Here is a 20,029-nt window from a genome sequence, read left to right on the forward strand (position 1 = left end):
TATTTGAGTGGTTGTCATAAATTTAACATGAATAATTTATAATGTAGACATTTTTTATGATTTTATTTTGTTTTAACGACCGTTGCTAGTGCATTAAATGAACTAGGGTCAGGGGTTCAACTTAATGCCCAACCCTTTTAAGCCACAGTAGCCTGCGGGATTTTTGGCTAAGTATTGTTGATGATAATTTTCAGCATAATAAAAAATAGGGCTGGTTTTTATCTCAGTGGTAATTTTACAGAATCCCTTCGAGGTCAATTGATGCTGATAATGGTCTCTTGACTGTTTAGCCTGTTGCTGTTGTTGCGCTGAAAAAGTATATAAACAAGAACGGTATTGTGTTCCCTTATCATTCCCTTGTCTCATGCCTTGAGTTGGATTATGTGATTCCCAAAATAACGCTAAAAGTTGTAAATACGTTATTTCATCAGGGTGAAAAATAACCTTAACCACCTCGGCATGTTCTGTTGTTCCTGTACACACGTCATCATAAGTGGGATTTATTGTTTTCCCGCCCGCATAACCGACAGCAGTTGAAAATATCCCTTGCTGTTGCCAGAACATCCGTTCTGCCCCCCAAAAACAACCTAAACCAAAAATAGCGTGTTCGGTATTTTCAGGAAAAGGGGGCGTAAGGGGATTATTATTCACAAAATGTTTAGAGACCATGATTTTTTCCGTTTAACGAGTGTCAGGACTTAAATACTGTAATCCTAAGTTAAGACCAAAGGCAATTAATAACAATAATAAGCCGAGTGCTAATCCGCGTTCAAAATCCCCTTTACTGGTTTCTAAGGCAATGGCAGTGGTCATTGTTCGTGTTGTTCCTTGGATGTTACCCCCTAACATCATTGCAGCCCCTACTTCGCCAATAGCGCGTCCAAATCCTGTTATTATTGCTGCAAGGATGGCAAGACGGCATTCACTAAAAATAGGCATTATTTGTTGAAATGCGGTTGCTCCTAACATTTTTAAGGTTTCAAGTAAGCGGGGATCGCTAGCGTGTACGGCAATAAAAGTTAAATTTATGATAATGGGGGTAATTAAAAAGGCTTCCCCGATAATAACGGCGGTGTCCGTATAAAGTAATTGCCAGTCACCTAATAAGCCTCGTCGACTAAATAAACCATAAAAAATAAGCCCAATCATCACGGTTGGCATCGCCATCGCGGTATTTAATAAGTGTTGTACGAATTGTTTGCCCGTAAAGTGATGAATAGCGAGATTAATGCCTAAAAAAATACCGATCAAACTGGCAAAGAAGGTTGCGATAAAAGAAATTTTTAAGGAGGTAAAAACAATTTGGTAAATAGCGGGGTCAAACTGAATAATGAGTTGGCACGCGGCAAAGAAAGCTTCACTAAAATAATTCATTTTGAGTGAGCGTATAAAGTGCAATAGCAAGCCATGTTGCCCCGAGTAAAAACCAAGGTATTAAGTGCGCTTTTGAATGGTTGACAGGAACGACGGTTTCAATAGGCGTTTGTTTGGTTTTAATGACCTGTTTACGGTGTTTATCGGATTCCCTATTTTTCATTTTTTGCTGTTTTTTATACTGCGCAATTCCTTTTTCAATCCCTTGAGTAATTAATTTAGTGTGTTCTTTTGTTTGCTGAGGACGTTGTGTGGCGCGTGCAATTTTCATCGCCTCGGTTTCAGTTTCAGTTGAAATTTGTGATTTATACTTTGATGACATGCGTTATCCTTCTCGATAAGGTTCGAGTTCTATGGCGATAATCGTTGAACCTAATAGCGTCAGCTTTCCCTGATAGCGTTCTAATCCTGTGGATGAAAACTCAAAGCTGTAGGAACGCCAACCTTCAAATTGTCCCTTTTTATTCCGTTTTATCCAGAAAGCAGTGAGAGCAACGCATTCATCCAGCATTTGTAATTCCAGCTTTTGGCAATGACGTTTGGCCGCGTTGAGGGCAGTTTCGCGCGCTTTTAAGGCATTAGAAAAAAAATAAAACCCAAATAAAAGCAGCCCAATTAAAAAAAAATTAATCATTAAGATTTAAAAAAAATTAGAGTGAATTAGGTTATTGTAAAGTTTCCCCTTCATGCCTGCAAATACGTGTTTTAAATAATTTTCAGTTCACCTCGTTGATAATTTTAAGTACCATAGAAAAACTTTTAATTCTAATTAACGTCAAGGTACAGCTCAATGAACATGACTCGATGCCCCGAATGTAACCATCACCGTAAAGGTGAAGAATATAAATGCCCTAAATGTGATTGTTTTTATTCGCCTTTAGATGAAATCCTTGCAGCAGAAGCGGATGAAGTTGAAAAGCGCACCTTAGCAGGTCGATTTAAAGCAACCAAAGAATCCAGTAGTACATGGATTGCTTTTAAAGAAGAATATCAGCGTTTAAATGAAGCCAGTCCTTATAATATTACGTTAATTTTTTCGGTTATTTTTATGTTTGTTTTTACAATGACATTATCAGTTGTTGTGATGTAAGGGGATAAAATTAACTTGCTTTAACTTGCTAACTCGTTATAATCCCCTCCCTACTTTCTGGTGTCTGAATTGATTAATTAATGAAGACTTAAATGGGAAGTCGGTGCGTAAGGACTAATCCTTACAAAGCCGACGCTGCCCCCGCAACGGTAAATAAGTAAAAAATAAATCTGAAGCCACTGTCTATTTAACGATGGGAAGGCGATTTATTAGGCCATTAGCCACTTATAAGCCCGGAGACCTGCCAATGAGTTTATTCGCACAGCGGTGGGCTGTTTATGCGGGCAAAGTCTTGTATTTTATACCCCCCTTTGTTTGCCCTTCTCCCTCTGCTGCATTTTAGTTTTCATTTTGCGCGGGCGGCGCAGAGGGCATTATGTACCCCCCTTATTTATTTTTGCTAACCTTCGTTGTTAGCCCAGCTTATGCACACCTTCATGGTGACAAAGAGCAAGATAAAGTTTTTAATTACAAATCTCCTCATAATATGGAATCTTATCAGGCTGTTGAGCACGAAGAAGACTATTATGGCTGCAGTGGTTATCTTCGCACAGGTTTTATTCAAACACAGGTTCATTTTGTTAACACAACCTCGGCCAGTGCTGTTGCGGCGGAATTAGGTTGTGGCTATCGTCTTAATTCGTATGTTAAAGCGCATTTAGGTATTTTTGGCGTGTTAAACTCAGGCTTAAATAGCCACAATGATGATAACCTTCATGGTGAATTTTTTAATGCGAATAAAGAGAGTTATTTAATGTTAGGTGAAGCGGTATTAACGTTATCGTATGAAAATTTTGAAGCTCATTTAGGGCGACAAAATTTTGATTCTCCGCATTTAGATAGCGATGATTTACGCATGGTCGCCAATTTATTTGAAGCTTATTTGGTCGATTATCATTTCATTGAAAATTTATATGGGGGAGCTGGGTTTATTCGTGAAGCATCGGGTTGGGAAAATGGCGTTAACGCCTCCCATTTTATTTCCATTGGTGAAGCGCTGGGTGGAAAACAGTCAGGAGCTTGGGTTAGTTGGTTAAGTTATGAGCAAGCCTTTTTAACTGGAAACGCTTGGTTTTATTTAATTCCCGATCATTTGGTTATGACTTATGGGGAACTCATTATGAGACATGATTTAACGGAAAGTATTTCATATAGTTTAGGGGTGCAATATGATGGGGGGCATTCAATCGGACGACATGAATTGGGGCTTATTGAGGCGCATACTTTTGGCGTTATGGGGGCGGTTTCAATTCATGGATTAACGCTCACCGCAGCGTATAATAAAAACTTTGGAAAATCAGGCGCGTTAGCGAGTATCGGCGGTGGGGCTTTTTTTACGTCACTAGAAGATCAAACCTTGGATGCTGTCATTGGTGTTGATAGTCAAAGTTACTTAATTGGTTTAGATTATACCCTCAATGATCACATAAATTTTGGCATTGTGTTCGGTGAATTTAATGCAATGAATAAGCACGACTACCAGACAGAAGAAATTAATTATTTTATCAATTACAATTGGAATGATACGTTAACCACGGAATTAATTTATGCGAGGGTTGATGATAAAAATTCAAATGAAGACACTAACCAGTTACGCGCTATTATTACTTACCGTTACTAGAGACCTTTTATGTATTTTAGAAATCTTATTTTATCCGCGATGGCTGTTGCGATAGTTGCAGGTTTATTTTTAAGCCTTTATCAACATTTCTTTATAACGCCTATTATTTTAGCCTCAGAACTTTATGAGGTGACTGAACCGAATGCGACAGGCGTGGCGGAAGCATGGAGTCCAGAAGAGGGGACGGAGCGTTCATCTTTTAGCTTAATGGCTAATTTTTTAGTGTGCTTTGCTTTTAGTTTATTACTATTAAGTGCGATGGCAGTCAGAACGTCAATTAAATTATCACAAGGTATTTTTTGGGGCGGAGCCGCTTATTTAAGTGTTTTTATTGCCCCAGCATTAGGACTCTTACCTGAAATTCCAGGGATGGAAGCGGCGCATTTAGAAGGACGACAAAGCTGGTGGTTACTCACCGTTTTATTAACAGGCATTGGCTTGTGGTTGATTGCATTTAAATCAATCACTTTAAAAGGGATCGGGGGGGGCTTATTATTGATTCCTCACCTAATTGGTGCGCCACAGCCTGAAATTCATGGGTTTGTAAATACAGATCCTCATGCTATCAATGTATTAACGATGTTATGGCATGACTTCATCTTACAGACCAGTGTTGCCAATGGTTTATTATGGCTTATAATTGGCATGTTATCGGCCTTGTTAACGGCTAAATTTATTCATCCACTTAATTCTTAAGGAACAACTATGTCTATTACTACACAACCTCAAATACGGGAAGAAAATCAGGTTAATAAAAAGAGCCAAATTTTAGCCAGTGCTTTATTAGGGCTTATTATTTTATCTGCTGTTGGGTTCGCGCCTTTAGAGGTGATTCATAATGCAACACATGACACGCGTCATAGTTCAGGGTTTCCTTGTCATTAGATAAAATTTCTTATATCGGTTATCATTTCAAGGTTTAGATTTTTATTAAAAGGTCTTGTGAAAGATAAATAAATTTTTACAAGATCTTATTTTTTAACCTTAATAAGGCAAAGTATAATGACTCAAGATGAATTAAAACAACAAGTTGCAAAATCTGCAATTAAATATGTAAAAGGTGAATCCATTATTGGTGTGGGTACGGGTTCCACGGTTAATTTTTTTATTGACTTATTAGCCGATATAAAAAATGATATAGATGCGGCTGTTTCTAGCTCTATTGTCACCACTAAACGATTAGAAAAAATCGGGATTCGGGTGATTGAATTATCGGAAGTGGATAGAATTGGCGTTTATGTTGATGGCGCAGATGAAGTTAATCCACAAAAGAAAATGATTAAAGGCGGCGGTGGGGCATTAACGCGTGAAAAAATCGTAGCGGCCGTCAGTAATAAATTTGTCTGTATTGTTGATGATTCCAAGTGTGTTGACGTGATGGGAAAATTTCCTTTACCGATTGAAGTCATTCCTATGGCGCGTAGCTATGTGGCTAGAGAATTAGTTAAAATGGGAGGACAACCTGTTTGGCGACAAAATTATGTAACGGATAATGGTTGTGAAATTATTGATATTCATAATTTAAATATTATGGAGCCGATGACGTTGGAAAAAGAGATTAATAATATTCCAGGGGTGGTCACGGTTGGCTTATTTGCTTTGCGTGATGCGGATGTTGTCCTTGTGGGTAAAGGTAGCGAAGTTATCACCTATTAACGTGCAATAAAAACCATTTTACCGATGGCTTATTTTTATTCTAACCTCTCTCACCGCTTTAAAAAACTATAATTATGTTACTAATTCCTGCAATTGATTTAAAAGATGGAAAATGTGTTCGTTTACGCCAAGGACGAATGGACGATAACACCCTATTTTCAGATGACCCAGTGGCTGTTGCTGGGCGTTGGGTAGAGGCAGGGGCTAAACGCATTCATCTCGTTGATTTAGATGGTGCCTTTGCGGGGAAACCTAAAAATGCAGAGGTGATTAATCAAATCGTTAAACGTTATCCTAATGTCCCTGTACAAATAGGGGGTGGAATTCGTGATAAAGAAACGGTGAATGCTTATTTGGAAACAGGCGTTGAATACGTTATTATTGGATCTAAAGCCGTCAGTGATCCTGATTTTGTGAAAGAGGTTGCAAAAGAATTTTCAGGGCATGTTATTGTTGGGTTAGATGCAAAAGAGGGCATGGTTGCTATTGATGGCTGGGCAAAATTATCAGATTATCATGTTATTGATTTAGCTAAGAAATTTGAAAATTACGGTGTAGAAGCAATCATATATACGGATATTGCACGAGATGGAATGATGCAAGGAGTCAATGTTGAGGCAACGGTAAAATTAGCACAAGCCATTAATATTCCTGTCATTGCTTCAGGTGGAATAACAAATATAGACGATATTCACGCGTTGGGTCATGTGGCTAATGAAGGGATTATGGGTGCAATTACGGGACGCGCTATTTATGAAGGAACATTGGATTTTATTGAAGCGGAAAAGGTTTCTGAGTCTTATTCATAATCAATCGTTTAGATTATAATAACTAAAAAAATAAGGCATTTATTTATGGCGATTGTTTTATAAATAAATGAATTATAAATAGAGAGTATAACGATGGATGAAGAAGAAAAGTTAAGCTTTAATTTAAGAGAATTCAAAGAAGCGTGTCAAGATAAGGGGTATATAATCGGGCAGCTTTATTTTGATGAAGCGAAGGTTAATGGCGTGCCTGCGTCCTTTATTGTCAAGATGATGGTGAAAAAGGAGTGGATAGATATTATGGGGGGGAACCGTGATAGAATTATTGATGTCCTCATTGATGTCCTCTGGGAAACCACTACGTTTGAAACCCGTGAGAGTGTATATCTTTTAAGTATTTTTCATGAAGGTGAGACGGATTTGCTTAAGCATCATCATTAAACGGTTTATATGAGAAGCCCAGTAGAAATAAGAAATCTTGCTTATGAGCGATTAAGTGAGATGAGAAAGTCCTTAAAAATATTCTTACCATTCGGATTTGTGGTATGAATTGATGGAATTCTTTTGAAACTTTATAAGCTAAAATATTAACATGAGAAATCCTAATGAAATAAAAAATCTTTCTAAACTTCGATTGGAAGAAGCAAAAACATTGTGTAATGATGACAAATACGATGGTGCATTTTATCTTGCAGGTTATAGTATCGAATTAATGTTGAAAGCCAAAATTTGTGAACGTTTTGGTGTTAATAACTTATTTGATGATACATGTAACATAGAATGGGTAAGTAAGGTTAGAAACAAGGTGAAAGTTCACGATATTAATATGTTATTAGTTTTCAGTGGTTTAAAAGACAAACTTGAAAATGATAAGTCCAATGACATAATACTTGATAAAACATTATCAAAGCTATTTCATGTTTCTGGTAAATGTATTTGGAATGAACAAACTCGTTATCAATTAAATTATCAAGAGCCAAGTGATGTTCAAGAATTAATTAGGTTATTAGGCTGTGGGAATGGTTTATTAGAGTGGATAGAAAATGAATAAAGTAGAGTTAATAAATAAATTACAAGCATTTATAAAAATGGGTAATGATAAAGGCTATATTTATAAAGATTTAACTTTTGATGAAGCTTATCCTGGTGTAGAACCTACCTCATTTATTGTTAATATTGTTGCAAAAAAATCATGGAAATATTCAACTACAGGCAAGGCACTAGATGAGCTTATTGATGTTCTTTGGGAAACAACAAAGTCCGAAATTCGTAAAAATATTTTCACCTTAAGTCTTTATACTATTGATGAAATGGTTAATAGTAAGAAAAAAAAAGATAGGGAGGAAATTGCGGCTAACCCCGATTTAACACCTGAACAAATTGATAAATTATGTTTTGATCCTGAAAAATCTGTAAGTGATAGAGTTATTATTGCGCACCGAAAAATAAACGAATTAACTAAAAAGGAACTGTATCGTATTTTTGATACAAATGATGATATTAATATTGATTTATTAACAAAACGATTATCGAAAGATGAAGATTTTAAGAATCTTGCGCTTAAAGATGATTATTTAAAATTAAAAGTGTTGCAATATACAATATGAGCCTAGCCAAACGTATAATTCCCTGCCTTGATGTCGATAATGGACGAGTTGTTAAAGGGGTTAAATTTGTCGATATTCGAGATGCGGGCGACCCTGTAGAAGTCGCTCGACGTTATGACCGTGAAGGCGCGGATGAAATCACATTTTTAGATATTACGGCCACCCATCATAATAGGGACACTATCGTTCATGTGGTGGAACAAGTCGCCAGTGAAGTTTTTATTCCTTTAACGGTAGGCGGCGGTATTCGAGTTTTAGAGGATATTCGCCGCATGTTAAATGCGGGAGCGGATAAAGTCGGCATTAATAGCGCGGCGGTTTTTAGACCTGAATTTGTTAAGGAAGCCGCTGAAAAATTTGGCTCACAATGTATTGTGATTGCGATTGATGCTAAAAAAGTCAGTGTCAATAATGAGCCGAATCGCTGGGAAATTTTCACCCATGGTGGACGCAAAGGCACAGGTATTGATGCGATTGAATGGGCTAAAAAAATGGTTGATTTTGGCGCAGGTGAAATTTTATTAACCAGCATGGACAGAGATGGTACTAAAATTGGCTTTGATTTAGAATTAACGCGTGCGGTCAGTGATGCGGTTTCTGTGCCAGTGATTGCCTCTGGTGGAGTCGGTAATTTAGACCATTTAGCCGATGGTGTTATTAAAGGCAAAGCCGATGCTGTATTGGCGGCGAGTATTTTTCATTTTGCGGAATACAGTGTTGAGGAAGCTAAATTGCACATGCAAGCGCGTGGAATTGAAGTTAGATTATAGTTTTTTGTGAGGTGTGAAATGAATTGGCAAGAAGTATGTGAGCATTCAGATTTACAAAATTTACCGTTCAAAATTGAATTAAATGAATATGGTCAAATAATAATGAGTCCTGTCAAGATTTATCATTCTGTTTTTCAAGGTGAAATAGAATTCATCTTACGTACCTTATTACCTAAAGGTAAAGCTTTACCGGAATTTGCTATAAAAACAAGCAAAGGAACAAAAGCTGTGGATGTTGCTTGGGTATCATTAGAACTACTAAATGAAATTAAATATCTAGTTGAGTCACCTATTGCCCCTGAAATATGTATTGAGGTTTTATCTAGTAGTAATACGAAAAAAGAAATGACTGAAAAAAGAGCTTTATATTTTGAGGTCGGGGCAAAAGAAGTTTGGTTATGCAGTGAACAAGGTGAAATGCAGTTTTTTAATTCTCAACATGAATTAGTTCACTCTGAATTAGTCCCTAAGTTTCCTTTGAAAATTGATGTATAAACGATGTCATATAGTGATTTTACGTTAAAAAAAATTAAGCAGGATTTGGGAATAAAAGTTATTGAAGATGAGGATTTATTTTCCCCAGTAGAGGCAGTTAAAATCAGTGATTATTTAACCTCAACTTTAAAATACAATCTCCCGCTTGCAATGGCTTTAGGGACAGAAAAAGCGCGTTCTGAGTTGGTAATTGCCAATGTTTTATTGGAGGTACGAAAAAAACTTGATAATAAAGTGAGTTTTTTTTCAGGAATTAATTTAGACGTGGATAAATCCAAAAGTCTCACGGGTTTTTGTGATTTTATTATGAGTCAATCGAGTGAGCAGTTTTACATGAGTAGCCCTATTATTACCGTAGTTGAGGCAAAAAATGAGTCGATTGGTAGCGGCTTGGGTCAATGTATTGCTGAAATGTATGCTTCGAGTTTGTTTAATGATAAAGAAGGCACGCACTTATCGGTTATTTATGGTGCGGTTACGACGGGAAGTACATGGCGGTTTTTGCGCTATGAAAATAAGAAGGCTTATATTGATTTACCCGAATATTATATTGCTGATGTGACTAAAATTATGGGGATTTTGGTGTCGATGATGAAATAACTATTTATTTTATGTAAAAAGGGATAATTATCATAAATTATTTATAACTTGAATTCACATGATTTTAATAAAAAAGGAAATGATATGCCAAGTATTTCAATGTTTTACGGTCTTATTGTTTATATGTATTTTATGGATAATAAACAACACAAACTTCCACATATTCATGTGAAATATCAAGATGATGAAGTTGTGATTTCAATTCCAGAAGGTGATGTTTTGGAAGGTAGTATTCCAAAGTCTAAAATGAAATTATTGCAAGCTTGGGTTGAATTACATAAAGATGAATTGATGGCTGATTGGGAACTTGCCGTTTCAGGTGAGCATCCTTACAAGATTAAACCACTAGGCTAATATTATGAATCCACGAGTTAAATCGGTAAAACCACTTAGTGATTATCAATTATTATTAGAGTTTACTAACGATGAAGTTGGAATTTATGATTGTAAATATTTGCTTGATTTTGGTGTTTTTAAAGAATTACAGGATGTAAATTATTTTAATCAAGTTCGTGTTGTTGGTGGTAGTGTCGCATGGGTAGATGAGCAGGATATTTGTCCTGATACGCTTTATTTGGAGTCTATAAAAATTGAATTTAATTTAATTTAATTAAAAATTAAGAGGTTTGCTATGAAAAATAAAATTTTAATTAGGGTTGTCTGTGGATTACTTATTTCTACGGGTATATCTCAAGCTGAAAATGAAGCCATTTTTGATGAAAAATCAGGGACTTTGATTATCCCAAAAGTCTTAATTGGGACTGATTATTATGAAGTTAATATGCAACATAAAAGAGAAGCATTAGATTTTGAAGTCATAAATTATACAAAAATAAAAGCTAATTCCATTGAATATGCCCCAATTCAAACGGTTGATATTCAAATTCTTGAATCATTCCCTGTTCAGGTTAATGTTGTGGCTAAAGGCGTTTTTTCAGATGGTTGCGGAAATATTGATAAAACGTATTCTAAAAAACAGGGTGAAACATTTACGATAATAATTACTCAAAAAAGAATAGGTGAAGTTTGTATCGCGGCTTTAGTTCCCTTTGAAAAAGTTATTCCTCTTGATGTTAATGGATTAACAGCGGGATCTTACAATATCAATGTTAATCATATCAAAAGTTCTTTTATAATACCTATTGATAATGCAATAACAAATTAATAGTTTGTTGATGATTCAAAATGAATTGGCAAATGATATGACTAAAATTACGCATCTATCACAATTAGATTTAAATAAATCGTATAATTATGCCGATTATTTGACTTGGCAATTAGATGAAATGGTTGAGCTAATTAAAGGTAAAATTTCATTGATGTCACCAGCACCTAATGTTAATCATCAACGAATTGAAAGAAATTTAATTATTGATATTGGCAGTTATTTAAGGGGTAAAAAATGTCAGATTTTCCCTGCGCCTTTTGATGTTCGCCTATATGACCGCAAGAAATCCTTATTAGCCAGTCAAGATATTTACAGCGTCGTACAGCCTGATGTATGTGTTGTTTGTAATCCTGATTTTTTAGATAAACAGGGTTGTAACGGTGCGCCTGATTGGATTATTGAAATCTTATCTAAAGGCAATTCAAAAAAAGAAACACAGGTAAAATTTGCACTTTATCAAGAAAGCGGTGTGCATGAATATTGGATTGTTTATCCGAATGATTTTGCGATTCATCAATTCATTTTAGATGAAAATAAAAACTACCAATTAAACGCTATGTTTACCGATGATGATGTTATAACACCCTCTTTTTTTCCTGATTTAAAACTTGATTTAACCCAAATTTTTGAATCATTTGATTAGGCTATTTAAAAAATGAATTACTTAGATGAAATCCGCTGGACAGAAGATGGCTTAGTCCCTGTTATCGCTCAACAAACAGGCAGAGGTAGAGTGGTCATGTTCGCATGGATGAATCGTGAATCTTTAGCGTTAACGGTTGAAAAAAGTTATGCGGTTTATTGGTCACGTTCTCGGAATAGACTCTGGCGTAAGGGCGAAGAATCAGGGCATCAACAAAAAGTTATTAGTATTCAGCTTGATTGTGATGAAGATGTAATTTTATTGGAAGTTGAACAACAAGGCGGTATTGCGTGTCATACAGGACGTGAAAGTTGTTTTTATCGTCAGTTGATTGAGGGTGAATGGCAAGCGGTTGAACCTGTTTTAAAAAATCCTAATGAGATTTATAAATAATTGAATGATGAAAAAAACAATTCTGGAAAAAAATAAAAGCTATACTTTTTCAGATTATTTTAAACTACCTTACTCAACACGAGACATCTTAGCCGAATTAGGTTATGCGTTTAAACTTGAAAAACTAGAATTACCTAAAAAACAAATCGACACGCTTAATTGTGACAAATTAAGAGAGACTTTTTATAAAAAACTCCCTCATATATCCCTTAATTCCGAAACGGCTAAACGAGAGTTTTTTGTCTCTCCTTTGCTGTTAGAATTACTGGATTATATAGACATAGAAATAGATGTTGAATATACCGTAAATGTCAGCGAACGCTTAAAAGGCAGTATTGATTATTTAATTCATTCTTCACAAGAATTTATTGTGATTGAAGCTAAAAATTCAGAAGTCGATAAAGGATTTACCCAATTAGCAGTGGAGATGATAGCCATAGAAAGCTATATGTCGGATAATAAAAATAACTTATTATATGGCGCGGTAACGATGGGGGATATGTGGCGATTTGGTGTGCTTGATAGAAAAAATAAAATCATTAAAAAGGATATTGATGCTTTTTTAATTCCCTCTGATTTAGAAAAACTCTTTGCTGTGATGTTTGGTATTTTAGAATAAAATAGATTCACTCACCTAATTTTTCACGAATTAATTTAGGTCATATTATGTTAGAACAACAACTTTTTAATGAAGTATTGAAACTTCCGCTTGTTGCCAGAGCAAACTTTGCTGAAAAGGTTTTTGAAAGCCTTCACGAAAGCGAACCCGTTTTGAGTGATAAATGGTTAGAAGAAATTAACAAGCGCATTAAAGAATACGAATCTGGACAAGCTAAAACGTGTAGTGCAAAAGAAGTCTTTGCCAAATATGGACTCGAATGGAAATAAGATTTCATTCACGCGCAGAAGCTGAATTAGATGATGGCTATGATTATTATCAACAGCAAAAACCTAATTTTGGAAAAAAGTTTATCCGCGATATTCATGCGGCTATTCAAAGTATTAGGTGTAATCCTGAAGCTTGGAAAATCATCGAAGGCAACATTCGACGCTGCTTAGTCAAACGTTTTCCTTATGCCATTGTTTATCAAATTTCTGAAAAAGAAGTGTTTATTATTGCAATCGCAAATCTACACAGAGAACCTAATTACTGGAAATATAGAGCCTTGAATAATACGCTAACTCAACTCGCAGAAGTCCTAGAACAGCGCAAACAACAACCCGCTGATAAATCCTATGTCGCCAGTCTTTATAATAAAGGCTTAGATACGATTTTAAAAAAAATAGGCGAAGAAGCCACTGAAACCGTGATTGCGGCAAAAGATGGCGATAAACAACAAATTATTTATGAAACCGCCGATTTATGGTTTCATTGCATGGTGCTATTAGCACAACAAGACCTGCATCCTGATGATGTGCTTAACGAGTTACAACGCCGTTTCGGATTATCAGGCTTAGAAGAAAAAGCTCAACGATCTAAATAAAAGAGGAGTAAAAACATGGGAATGAGTCCTGTACAGTTATTAATTATTTTAGCCATTGTCGTGGTACTTTTTGGTACTAAACGCTTGCGTAATTTAGGTTCAGATTTAGGCGGGGCGATTAAAGGCTTTCGTTCTTCAATGAAAGAGGGTGAAGAAAAGGACAAAATAACCGAAGAAGACGATGATAATATAATTGATGGCAAAGTTGAGTCTGAGTCAAAAAAGAAGGTTAAATAATTAGCCTATGTTTGATATTGGGTTTTGGGAGTTATGTTTAGTTGGTTTGGTAAGTTTATTAGTCATAGGACCTGAACGCTTACCTAAAGCGGCGCGAATTGCAGGGTTTTGGGTGGGCAAAGCGCGTCATACCATTGATGCGGTTAAAATTGAAATTAATCAAGAGTTACACGCGGAAGAAATGCGCCAAATTGTTGAAGAACAAAAAGCAGAGATGCAAAACTTTCAATCCATTATTGATGAAACGCATGAGGCAACTGAGGATGCTAAAGATGCACTCATTGACCTTGATAAAAAATCATCATGAATCAAGAGAATCATTCAGAACAACCCTTTATTTCCCACTTAATTGAATTGCGTAATCGCTTGTTAAAAGTGGTTTTTATTATTGTGTGTGTGTTTTTCGGATTGGCATGGTATGCCAATGAAATTTATACGCTATTGTCTGTTCCGTTGTTGCAACATCTCCCCGAAAATAGCACCATGATTGCTATTGATGTTGCCTCGCCTTTTTTTACGCCCTTTAAACTGGCACTGGTTTTTTCGGTATTTATTGCAGTCCCTTTTATTTTGTATCAATTTTGGGCCTTTGTCGCCCCAGGTTTATATAAACATGAACGGAAAATGATTTTCCCTTTATTAATCGCAAGCACGTTCTTATTTTATTTAGGCGTTGCGTTTGCCTATTTTGTGGTTTTCCCTTTAGTCTTTGGCTTTTTAACGACCGCCGCACCTGATAATGTGGCGATTATGACGGATATTAGTAAATATCTGGATTTTGTTTTAACCCTTTTCTTTGCCTTTGGTATTACCTTTGAAGTCCCTATTTTTACGATTGTCTTAGTTTGGACGGGATTAACCTCACCTAAAAGTTTGGCAGAAAAACGCCCTTATATTATTGTGGCGGCTTTTATTATTGGCATGTTTTTAACCCCGCCTGATGCAATTTCTCAAACCTTATTAGCCATTCCTATTTGGCTATTATTTGAAATAGGCTTAGTTTTTTCTAGATTTTTTATTCCTAAATCACGTTATCAAACAGAAATAGACGATGTTGAGTTAGAAGCTGAATTTGATGAAATTGAGCATCAAGAAACCCATGAAAAAAATAATTATAAAAAATAAGGGTTTCTATTGGCTACCAACTTAAGATGGGACACGTTGAGGTTAAGCCTCGCGCCATATAGTGTCCCGTCTTTAGTTGGTAGCCTTTCTATTTAGTGGTATGAATAAAAATACCATTCCAGTCTTTTGCCGGCGGATGAGCGATAAAATTTTCAATTCTTTCGAGATAAAGTAAATGTAATCGATCATCGGGTTTTTGTTGGTGTAAATAGCTAAATCTCTCTTTTGCCTCTATCCATTTTTGCTGGTAATAGTCATTAAACGCATAGTCTAATAAATTTAAATAATCACTGTAGTCTGCCGTAATTACCTGTTGATTTGAAATAACCTCATAAATAGTGACGGGTTCCTTTTTACCTTTAACTTGTACCCTATCTAATTCACGGTAAACATAGAGAGGGGCTGCTCGTTTAGTCGTTTCGCTGACAATTAATTTAACGCTATAATATTTAGTAAGCCCTTCTAAGCGTGAGCCTAAATTAACGGCATCTCCCATGACGGTATAAGCGGTTCTGAACTGTGATCCCATATTTCCTACGTTCATAATCCCCGTGTTAATTCCAATCCCAACATCTATACGGGGTAGCCCTTTTTCTTTAAATTCAGCTTGTAAATCTTTTAAATTAGTTAGAATATCAAGCCCTGCTTGTACCGAATTGGCAGCGTGATTATTATCTTTAACAGGAGCATTCCAAAAAGCCATGACCGCATCCCCGATATATTTATCAATAGTTCCTTTATTTTGATGAATAATTTGAGTGGTTGGCGTTAAAATGTCATTAATTAACTCGCAAAGTTCTTGTGGATTTAGGTTTTCTGAAAGGGTTGTAAAGCCACGAATATCAGAAAATAAAACCGTCATTTCTTTACTTTCACCTTTGAGCGAAAAGTCCTCATCGGTTTGATTCATTTGTTCGACTAGTTCAGGCGGAATATATTGACCAAATAAATTGCCTAATTTATTTTTACGGCGAGTTTCAAAAAAATAACCAAAAAACAACTGAATGCTAAATAAGACGTAAAGCAATAATAAGGGGGTTGCAAGATTGCTATCAAGGTTAAAATAAACCCATAAAATAAGATTAATTCCAAAAATAAATACGGTTAACCCTATAAAAATAACCGTTGCTTTCGTGACTGATAAGCGTGGAATAATGAAAATAATAATACCGCTAATCATCACTAATAATAACAATTCATAGATGATAATATAATTAGGTCTTGATTTTATGGTTTGGTCTAATATTCCACTGATAATGTTGGCATGAATTTCAACACCAGGGTATTGTCGTTGCATCGGGGTACTTCGTAAATCATATAAGCCCGCTGCCGTCGCCCCCATAATAACAATTTTATGTTCTAATTTTTCAATATCAACGAGACCATTTAAAATATCCGTTGCTGAAATATAAGGGAACATCCCTTTCTTTCCACGATACGGAATTAAGACCGCCCCTTGTTCATCAACAGGAATCGTAAATGATTGAATTTTTAAATACTCAAGTCGCTGCCCCATTTTATTATCCCCGTAGCTGTCATTAGTTATAAATTCAAGCGGGGGAAGTCCTTGATATTGCCTAAAAATAGCTAAGGATAAGGCTTGGTGAATCTCGGTTTTATAATTAACTAATAACGGTAATCGACGACTTACACCATCACTATCCGCACCAAGGTTATTAAAAAAACCGCCAGACCGCGCACTGTCTTGTAATTTATTTAAATTCCCACCATAACTTTTGGCTTCAAATAACCAATTTGAAAACGGGGCCTGAGTGATAACCGCAGCTTTAGGAAGTTTAGTGCTAGGATTGGCTTTATTCGCGAGATGACTTACAAAATAACCTAAAATAATATTTCGATTTTCAAAGCTTTGAGCAAATAAGGCATCATAAGATAATTCTGAACGCATCTTATTTAAAACAGCTTGGAAAGATGCATTATTGGCTAAGGAATTGTGAGCTAAGGTTTCAAGTAAATTAAGACCCGATGAGGTGTCTTTTTCTGCAAAAACAACATCAAAACCTAATAAACTTACATTATAATAATCGAATAACATATCGACTAAATACGCTAATTTATTTCGTGACCAAGGCCATCGACCTTCTTGTAATAAACTTTTATCATCAATATCGACAATAACAATGCGTTCATCCATTGTCTCAGGCATCGTTGCGATTAAACGCAAGTCATAACAAATATGTTCTAGTCGAGAGATAAGAGGTAATATTAACTGATTAGTTGTATGTAAACTAATGATTAACATTAAACTTAAACAAATAAGTAGGCGATAAATTTTTATAGATTGACTGGTTTTTATCATAATAATTGTTGTCCTACCGAAAAAATGACGTTGCGTTATTTAATTTTAGGCGTTTAATGTAGCCCAACTTCGTGTCCTTGGCATTTATAGAGGCTTCGGTTTTTATAGTACACGATCTTAAAAGCCTCACTCACCATTTTTATTCCTAATTAACGTCTGGTCAGTAAATGTTATCCACAGATAAGATAAAAAAAATTTAGAGGCTGTCAAGAAGTTTTAAAAATTAAACACCTTAAATTATTTTTTTATAACTCATTGAAAATAAAGGATTTTAATAAATGGTTATAATCTGTACAATGTAATAAAACTGTAATAAAAACCGTTACTTTGAGTGTATTTGAAAAAGTTATCCACAGGGTTATCCACAGCTTCTGTGGATAACTTAAATAAACTAATTTCAATAAGGGGTTAGCTTGCGTTTAGTAAAATTTGGCCCATAAAATGAATCATTCTATCTTTCCACTTTCAAAAATATTAATCGCTAAAGTTGCCGTTCCTGTGAGTTTAAACCAGTTATTTGATTATTGGGTTCCTGAATTTATGGAGACAGATAAAATTAAAGTAGGTCTCCGTGTTTTAGTTCCCTTTAGAGGAACTCAAAAAGTAGCGATTATTATTGAGTTAGTGACTAAAACTGAGATTGAGGTTTCAAAATTAAGAGCCTTGATTCAAATTTTAGATGATTATCCTTTACTTGCGACTAATGATAGGCAATTATTACATTGGTTAAGTCATTATTATCATTATCCCATGGGCTATATTTTTTGTAATACCTTGCCGTCGTTATTGAAAAAAGGGGAGCCTGCTATTTTAAAAACAGAACCTTATTATTCATTAACGTCTGAGGGGCAGGCTGTTGATGTTGCATTACTGACACTTAGTTCGACACAGCAAGTTTTTATTCAAAAATTACAGAAGACTGGCGCGGTTAATAATGAAATATTTAAGTCATGGAATAAAAATTGGCGAACCGTTAAAACCGCGTTATTAAAAAAAGAATGGTTAATTGTTGAAGAGCGTTATTTTGCTGAGTTTGACCTTGAAAATCCCTTAAATGAAGATGAGCTGCTCTTAAATTCATCTCAACAAGATGCGGTGACTATAGTCGAAAAGGCATCAGGTACGTTTCAAGTTTTTTTACTTGAGGGAGTAACGGGTAGTGGAAAAACGGAAGTTTATATGCAGCTTATTACCCATGTTTTATTAAGGCAGCAACAAGTGATGGTATTACTCCCTGAGATTACGTTAACGCCTCAATTAGAAGCACGGTTTAAACAACGCTTTTCGGTTCCTATTGTGATTTATCATTCAAAACTAACCGATCGGCAACGACTACGATCATGGTTAGCCATGCAATCAGGTGAAGCGTTTATTTTATTAGGCACTCGTTCTGCATTATTTACGCCGTTTAAAAAAATGGGGTTGTTAATTTTAGATGAAGAGCATGATAGTTCATTTAAGCAACAAGATAAATTACGTTTTTCAGCGCGTGATGTTGCGATTATGCGGGCTAAATTATTAAATATTCCGATCTTATTAGGATCGGCGACTCCTTCTTTAGAGTCATTGGCCAATGTTGAAAAGAAACGTTATCAAAAAATAAGATTACCTGAACGGGCGGGCGGTGCTAAAAAACCTGAATTATGGGTGTTGGATATTAGAAATAAGCGAATGCAGCAAGGGTTATCGTCTATTTTATTAAAGCAAATAAAAAAAACGTTGGATAAAGAGGAACAAGTATTAATTTTTTTAAACCGACGTGGATTTGCACCTCGATTAATGTGTCATGGGTGTGGTTGGGTTGCCTGTTGTCAACAATGTGATGCCCCATTAGTGATTCATAAGCAGAAAAATCAACTCCGTTGTCATCACTGTCAACAACTGTATTTATTAATTAAAATTTGCCCTGCTTGTCAAAAAAATGAATTAAATGCACTGGGGATAGGGACAGAGCGGGTCGAGTTATTGCTTAATCAACTTTATCCTGATAAAAAAATTATTCGTTTAGATGCTGAAACCACTCGAAAAAAAGGCAGTTTAGAGGCGTATTTAGCTCAAATTAACCAAGGTGAAGCGAATATTATTTTAGGGACACAAATGTTAGCGAAAGGGCATCATTTCCCTAATGTCACGTTGGTGGTTTTATTGGATATTGATCGTGGATTATTCAGTCTAGATTTTAGAGCGGCTGAAAAATTAGCGCAATTAATTACGCAAGTAGCGGGTAGAGCAGGGCGGGGTAATAAATTGGGACGAGTTATATTGCAAACGCGACAACCTGAACACCCGCTATTAGTTGCATTGATTCAGGAGGGATATGCACGTTTTGCTCAGACTGCTTTAGCTGAACGTCAAGCGGCTTTACTTCCCCCCTTATAGTTATCAAGCCTTATTGCGTGTAGAGTCTATTAACGAGGCGGCGATTAAATTATTTTTTTGAGGGACTGAAACCGTTAACTAAAAAATGTAACTCTAAGGTCTTAATTTTAGGGGCTATTCCCGCGCCTATGGCAAAACGTGAAGGGAAATATCGCTATCAATTATTATTTCAAAGTGATCGGCGAATCGTTTTACAGCATTTTTTAACCTCATTGATGCCTGAAATAAATAAGCGACTCGACGTAAGTAATGTAAAAGGGTCTTTAGATGTTGATCCGATTGATCTTTATTAAATAACAG

At 35.7% G+C, this 20,029-nt stretch carries 28 protein-coding genes, 2 pseudogenes and 1 riboswitch; of the genes and pseudogenes, 25 read left to right on the forward strand and 5 right to left on the reverse strand.

Annotation, left to right across the window (positions count from 1 at the left end; all coding sequences use genetic code 11):
• Positions 1-108: 108 nt before the first annotated feature.
• From msrA to Q9M50_11420, 4 genes are read right to left on the reverse strand one after another with little or no spacing between them, the layout of a single operon-like run.
• Positions 109-669 (reverse strand): peptide-methionine (S)-S-oxide reductase MsrA, encoded by a 561-nt coding sequence (gene msrA / locus Q9M50_11405; protein ID MDQ7091223.1) that lies wholly within the window; start codon positions 667-669, stop codon positions 109-111.
• Positions 670-681: 12 nt separating this feature from the next.
• Entirely contained in the window at positions 682-1,374 is a 693-nt protein-coding gene (locus Q9M50_11410; GenBank protein ID MDQ7091224.1) for an ABC transporter permease, read from the reverse strand.
• Positions 1,361-1,696 carry a DUF2956 domain-containing protein gene (locus Q9M50_11415; protein MDQ7091225.1) on the reverse strand — a complete coding sequence of 112 codons (336 nt, stop codon included), beginning with the start codon at positions 1,694-1,696 and terminating at the stop codon, positions 1,361-1,363. The genes Q9M50_11410 and Q9M50_11415 overlap by 14 nt, the downstream gene beginning before the upstream one ends.
• Positions 1,697-1,699: 3 nt before the next feature.
• Entirely contained in the window at positions 1,700-2,008 is a 309-nt protein-coding gene (locus Q9M50_11420; GenBank protein MDQ7091226.1) for a DUF3301 domain-containing protein, read from the reverse strand.
• A 156-nt stretch (positions 2,009-2,164) separates the two neighbouring features.
• Here Q9M50_11420 and Q9M50_11425 point away from each other — a divergent pair, with 156 nt between their 5' ends.
• The 24 genes and pseudogenes from Q9M50_11425 (at position 2,165) to tatC (ending at position 15,030) form a co-directional block, all read left to right on the forward strand.
• The gene (locus Q9M50_11425; GenBank protein MDQ7091227.1) at positions 2,165-2,464 is read left to right on the forward strand and encodes a hypothetical protein; all 300 of its coding nucleotides are present in this window, start codon (positions 2,165-2,167) and stop codon (positions 2,462-2,464) included.
• Between the two features lie 41 nt (positions 2,465-2,505).
• A riboswitch (cobalamin riboswitch) is annotated at positions 2,506-2,728 on the forward strand.
• A gap of 223 nt (positions 2,729-2,951) precedes the next feature.
• Positions 2,952-4,085, forward strand: a complete 1,134-nt coding sequence (locus Q9M50_11430; protein ID MDQ7091228.1) for an OprD family outer membrane porin — start codon at positions 2,952-2,954, stop codon at positions 4,083-4,085.
• 9 nt (positions 4,086-4,094) lie between these two features.
• On the forward strand, positions 4,095-4,781 hold the full coding sequence (locus Q9M50_11435) for a CbtA family protein (protein ID MDQ7091229.1): 687 nt from the start codon (positions 4,095-4,097) through the stop codon (positions 4,779-4,781).
• Between the two features lie 9 nt (positions 4,782-4,790).
• Positions 4,791-4,970, forward strand: coding sequence for a CbtB domain-containing protein (locus Q9M50_11440; GenBank protein MDQ7091230.1), 180 nt, complete (start codon positions 4,791-4,793; stop codon positions 4,968-4,970).
• A gap of 117 nt (positions 4,971-5,087) precedes the next feature.
• Positions 5,088-5,741 carry a ribose-5-phosphate isomerase RpiA gene (gene rpiA / locus Q9M50_11445; GenBank protein MDQ7091231.1) on the forward strand — a complete coding sequence of 218 codons (654 nt, stop codon included), beginning with the start codon at positions 5,088-5,090 and terminating at the stop codon, positions 5,739-5,741.
• A gap of 74 nt (positions 5,742-5,815) precedes the next feature.
• Positions 5,816-6,550: a 1-(5-phosphoribosyl)-5-[(5-phosphoribosylamino)methylideneamino]imidazole-4-carboxamide isomerase gene (gene hisA, locus Q9M50_11450; protein ID MDQ7091232.1), complete on the forward strand. Its 735-nt coding sequence runs from the start codon at positions 5,816-5,818 to the stop codon at positions 6,548-6,550.
• Positions 6,551-6,643: 93 nt separating this feature from the next.
• Positions 6,644-6,949: a hypothetical protein gene (locus tag Q9M50_11455; GenBank protein MDQ7091233.1), complete on the forward strand. Its 306-nt coding sequence runs from the start codon at positions 6,644-6,646 to the stop codon at positions 6,947-6,949.
• Positions 6,950-7,100: 151 nt separating this feature from the next.
• Positions 7,101-7,559 (forward strand): hypothetical protein, encoded by a 459-nt coding sequence (locus Q9M50_11460; GenBank protein ID MDQ7091234.1) that lies wholly within the window; start codon positions 7,101-7,103, stop codon positions 7,557-7,559.
• On the forward strand, positions 7,552-8,115 hold the full coding sequence (locus tag Q9M50_11465; GenBank protein MDQ7091235.1) for a hypothetical protein: 564 nt from the start codon (positions 7,552-7,554) through the stop codon (positions 8,113-8,115). Before Q9M50_11460 ends, Q9M50_11465 begins: the two co-directional genes overlap by 8 nt.
• Complete coding sequence (hisF, locus tag Q9M50_11470) at positions 8,112-8,885, forward strand: imidazole glycerol phosphate synthase subunit HisF (GenBank protein MDQ7091236.1); 774 nt, start codon at positions 8,112-8,114, stop codon at positions 8,883-8,885. Before Q9M50_11465 ends, hisF begins: the two co-directional genes overlap by 4 nt.
• Positions 8,886-8,903: 18 nt before the next feature.
• Positions 8,904-9,380, forward strand: coding sequence for a Uma2 family endonuclease (locus Q9M50_11475; GenBank protein MDQ7091237.1), 477 nt, complete (start codon positions 8,904-8,906; stop codon positions 9,378-9,380).
• A 3-nt stretch (positions 9,381-9,383) separates the two neighbouring features.
• Positions 9,384-9,980, forward strand: coding sequence for a hypothetical protein (locus Q9M50_11480; GenBank protein MDQ7091238.1), 597 nt, complete (start codon positions 9,384-9,386; stop codon positions 9,978-9,980).
• An 84-nt stretch (positions 9,981-10,064) separates the two neighbouring features.
• A complete protein-coding gene (locus Q9M50_11485; protein ID MDQ7091239.1) occupies positions 10,065-10,334 on the forward strand; it encodes a DUF4160 domain-containing protein in 270 nt (89 codons plus the stop codon).
• A 4-nt stretch (positions 10,335-10,338) separates the two neighbouring features.
• Complete coding sequence (locus tag Q9M50_11490; protein MDQ7091240.1) at positions 10,339-10,590, forward strand: DUF2442 domain-containing protein; 252 nt, start codon at positions 10,339-10,341, stop codon at positions 10,588-10,590.
• Positions 10,591-10,611: 21 nt separating this feature from the next.
• Positions 10,612-11,145 (forward strand): hypothetical protein, encoded by a 534-nt coding sequence (locus Q9M50_11495; GenBank protein MDQ7091241.1) that lies wholly within the window; start codon positions 10,612-10,614, stop codon positions 11,143-11,145.
• Between the two features lie 37 nt (positions 11,146-11,182).
• A complete protein-coding gene (locus Q9M50_11500) occupies positions 11,183-11,791 on the forward strand; it encodes a Uma2 family endonuclease (GenBank protein ID MDQ7091242.1) in 609 nt (202 codons plus the stop codon).
• 12 nt (positions 11,792-11,803) lie between these two features.
• The gene (gene hisI, locus Q9M50_11505) at positions 11,804-12,184 is read left to right on the forward strand and encodes a phosphoribosyl-AMP cyclohydrolase (GenBank protein MDQ7091243.1); all 381 of its coding nucleotides are present in this window, start codon (positions 11,804-11,806) and stop codon (positions 12,182-12,184) included.
• 4 nt (positions 12,185-12,188) lie between these two features.
• Entirely contained in the window at positions 12,189-12,803 is a 615-nt protein-coding gene (locus tag Q9M50_11510) for a hypothetical protein (protein MDQ7091244.1), read from the forward strand.
• A gap of 47 nt (positions 12,804-12,850) precedes the next feature.
• Positions 12,851-13,072: an addiction module protein gene (locus tag Q9M50_11515; GenBank protein ID MDQ7091245.1), complete on the forward strand. Its 222-nt coding sequence runs from the start codon at positions 12,851-12,853 to the stop codon at positions 13,070-13,072.
• Positions 13,063-13,251: pseudogene (locus tag Q9M50_11520) on the forward strand (type II toxin-antitoxin system RelE/ParE family toxin). Before Q9M50_11515 ends, Q9M50_11520 begins: the two are co-directional and overlap by 10 nt.
• A 99-nt stretch (positions 13,252-13,350) precedes the next feature.
• Positions 13,351-13,668 (forward strand): phosphoribosyl-ATP diphosphatase, encoded by a 318-nt coding sequence (locus Q9M50_11525; protein ID MDQ7091246.1) that lies wholly within the window; start codon positions 13,351-13,353, stop codon positions 13,666-13,668.
• A gap of 15 nt (positions 13,669-13,683) precedes the next feature.
• A complete protein-coding gene (locus tag Q9M50_11530) occupies positions 13,684-13,905 on the forward strand; it encodes a Sec-independent protein translocase subunit TatA (protein ID MDQ7091247.1) in 222 nt (73 codons plus the stop codon).
• A 7-nt stretch (positions 13,906-13,912) separates the two neighbouring features.
• Positions 13,913-14,212, forward strand: a complete 300-nt coding sequence (gene tatB, locus Q9M50_11535) for a Sec-independent protein translocase protein TatB (GenBank protein ID MDQ7091248.1) — start codon at positions 13,913-13,915, stop codon at positions 14,210-14,212.
• Entirely contained in the window at positions 14,209-15,030 is an 822-nt protein-coding gene (tatC, locus tag Q9M50_11540) for a twin-arginine translocase subunit TatC (protein MDQ7091249.1), read from the forward strand. The genes tatB and tatC overlap by 4 nt, the downstream gene beginning before the upstream one ends.
• Positions 15,031-15,118: 88 nt before the next feature.
• Here tatC and Q9M50_11545 read toward each other — a convergent pair whose 3' ends face one another.
• The gene (locus Q9M50_11545; GenBank protein ID MDQ7091250.1) at positions 15,119-17,350 is read right to left on the reverse strand and encodes an adenylate/guanylate cyclase domain-containing protein; all 2,232 of its coding nucleotides are present in this window, start codon (positions 17,348-17,350) and stop codon (positions 15,119-15,121) included.
• 441 nt (positions 17,351-17,791) lie between these two features.
• On the opposite strand from Q9M50_11545, the pseudogene Q9M50_11550 reads away from it, so the two are divergent.
• Positions 17,792-20,022: pseudogene (locus Q9M50_11550) on the forward strand (primosomal protein N').
• Positions 20,023-20,029 lie beyond the last annotated feature (7 nt).

It is taken from the genome of Methylococcales bacterium, from assembly GCA_030949405.1.
Lineage (GTDB): Bacteria > Pseudomonadota > Gammaproteobacteria > Methylococcales > Methylomonadaceae > WTBX01.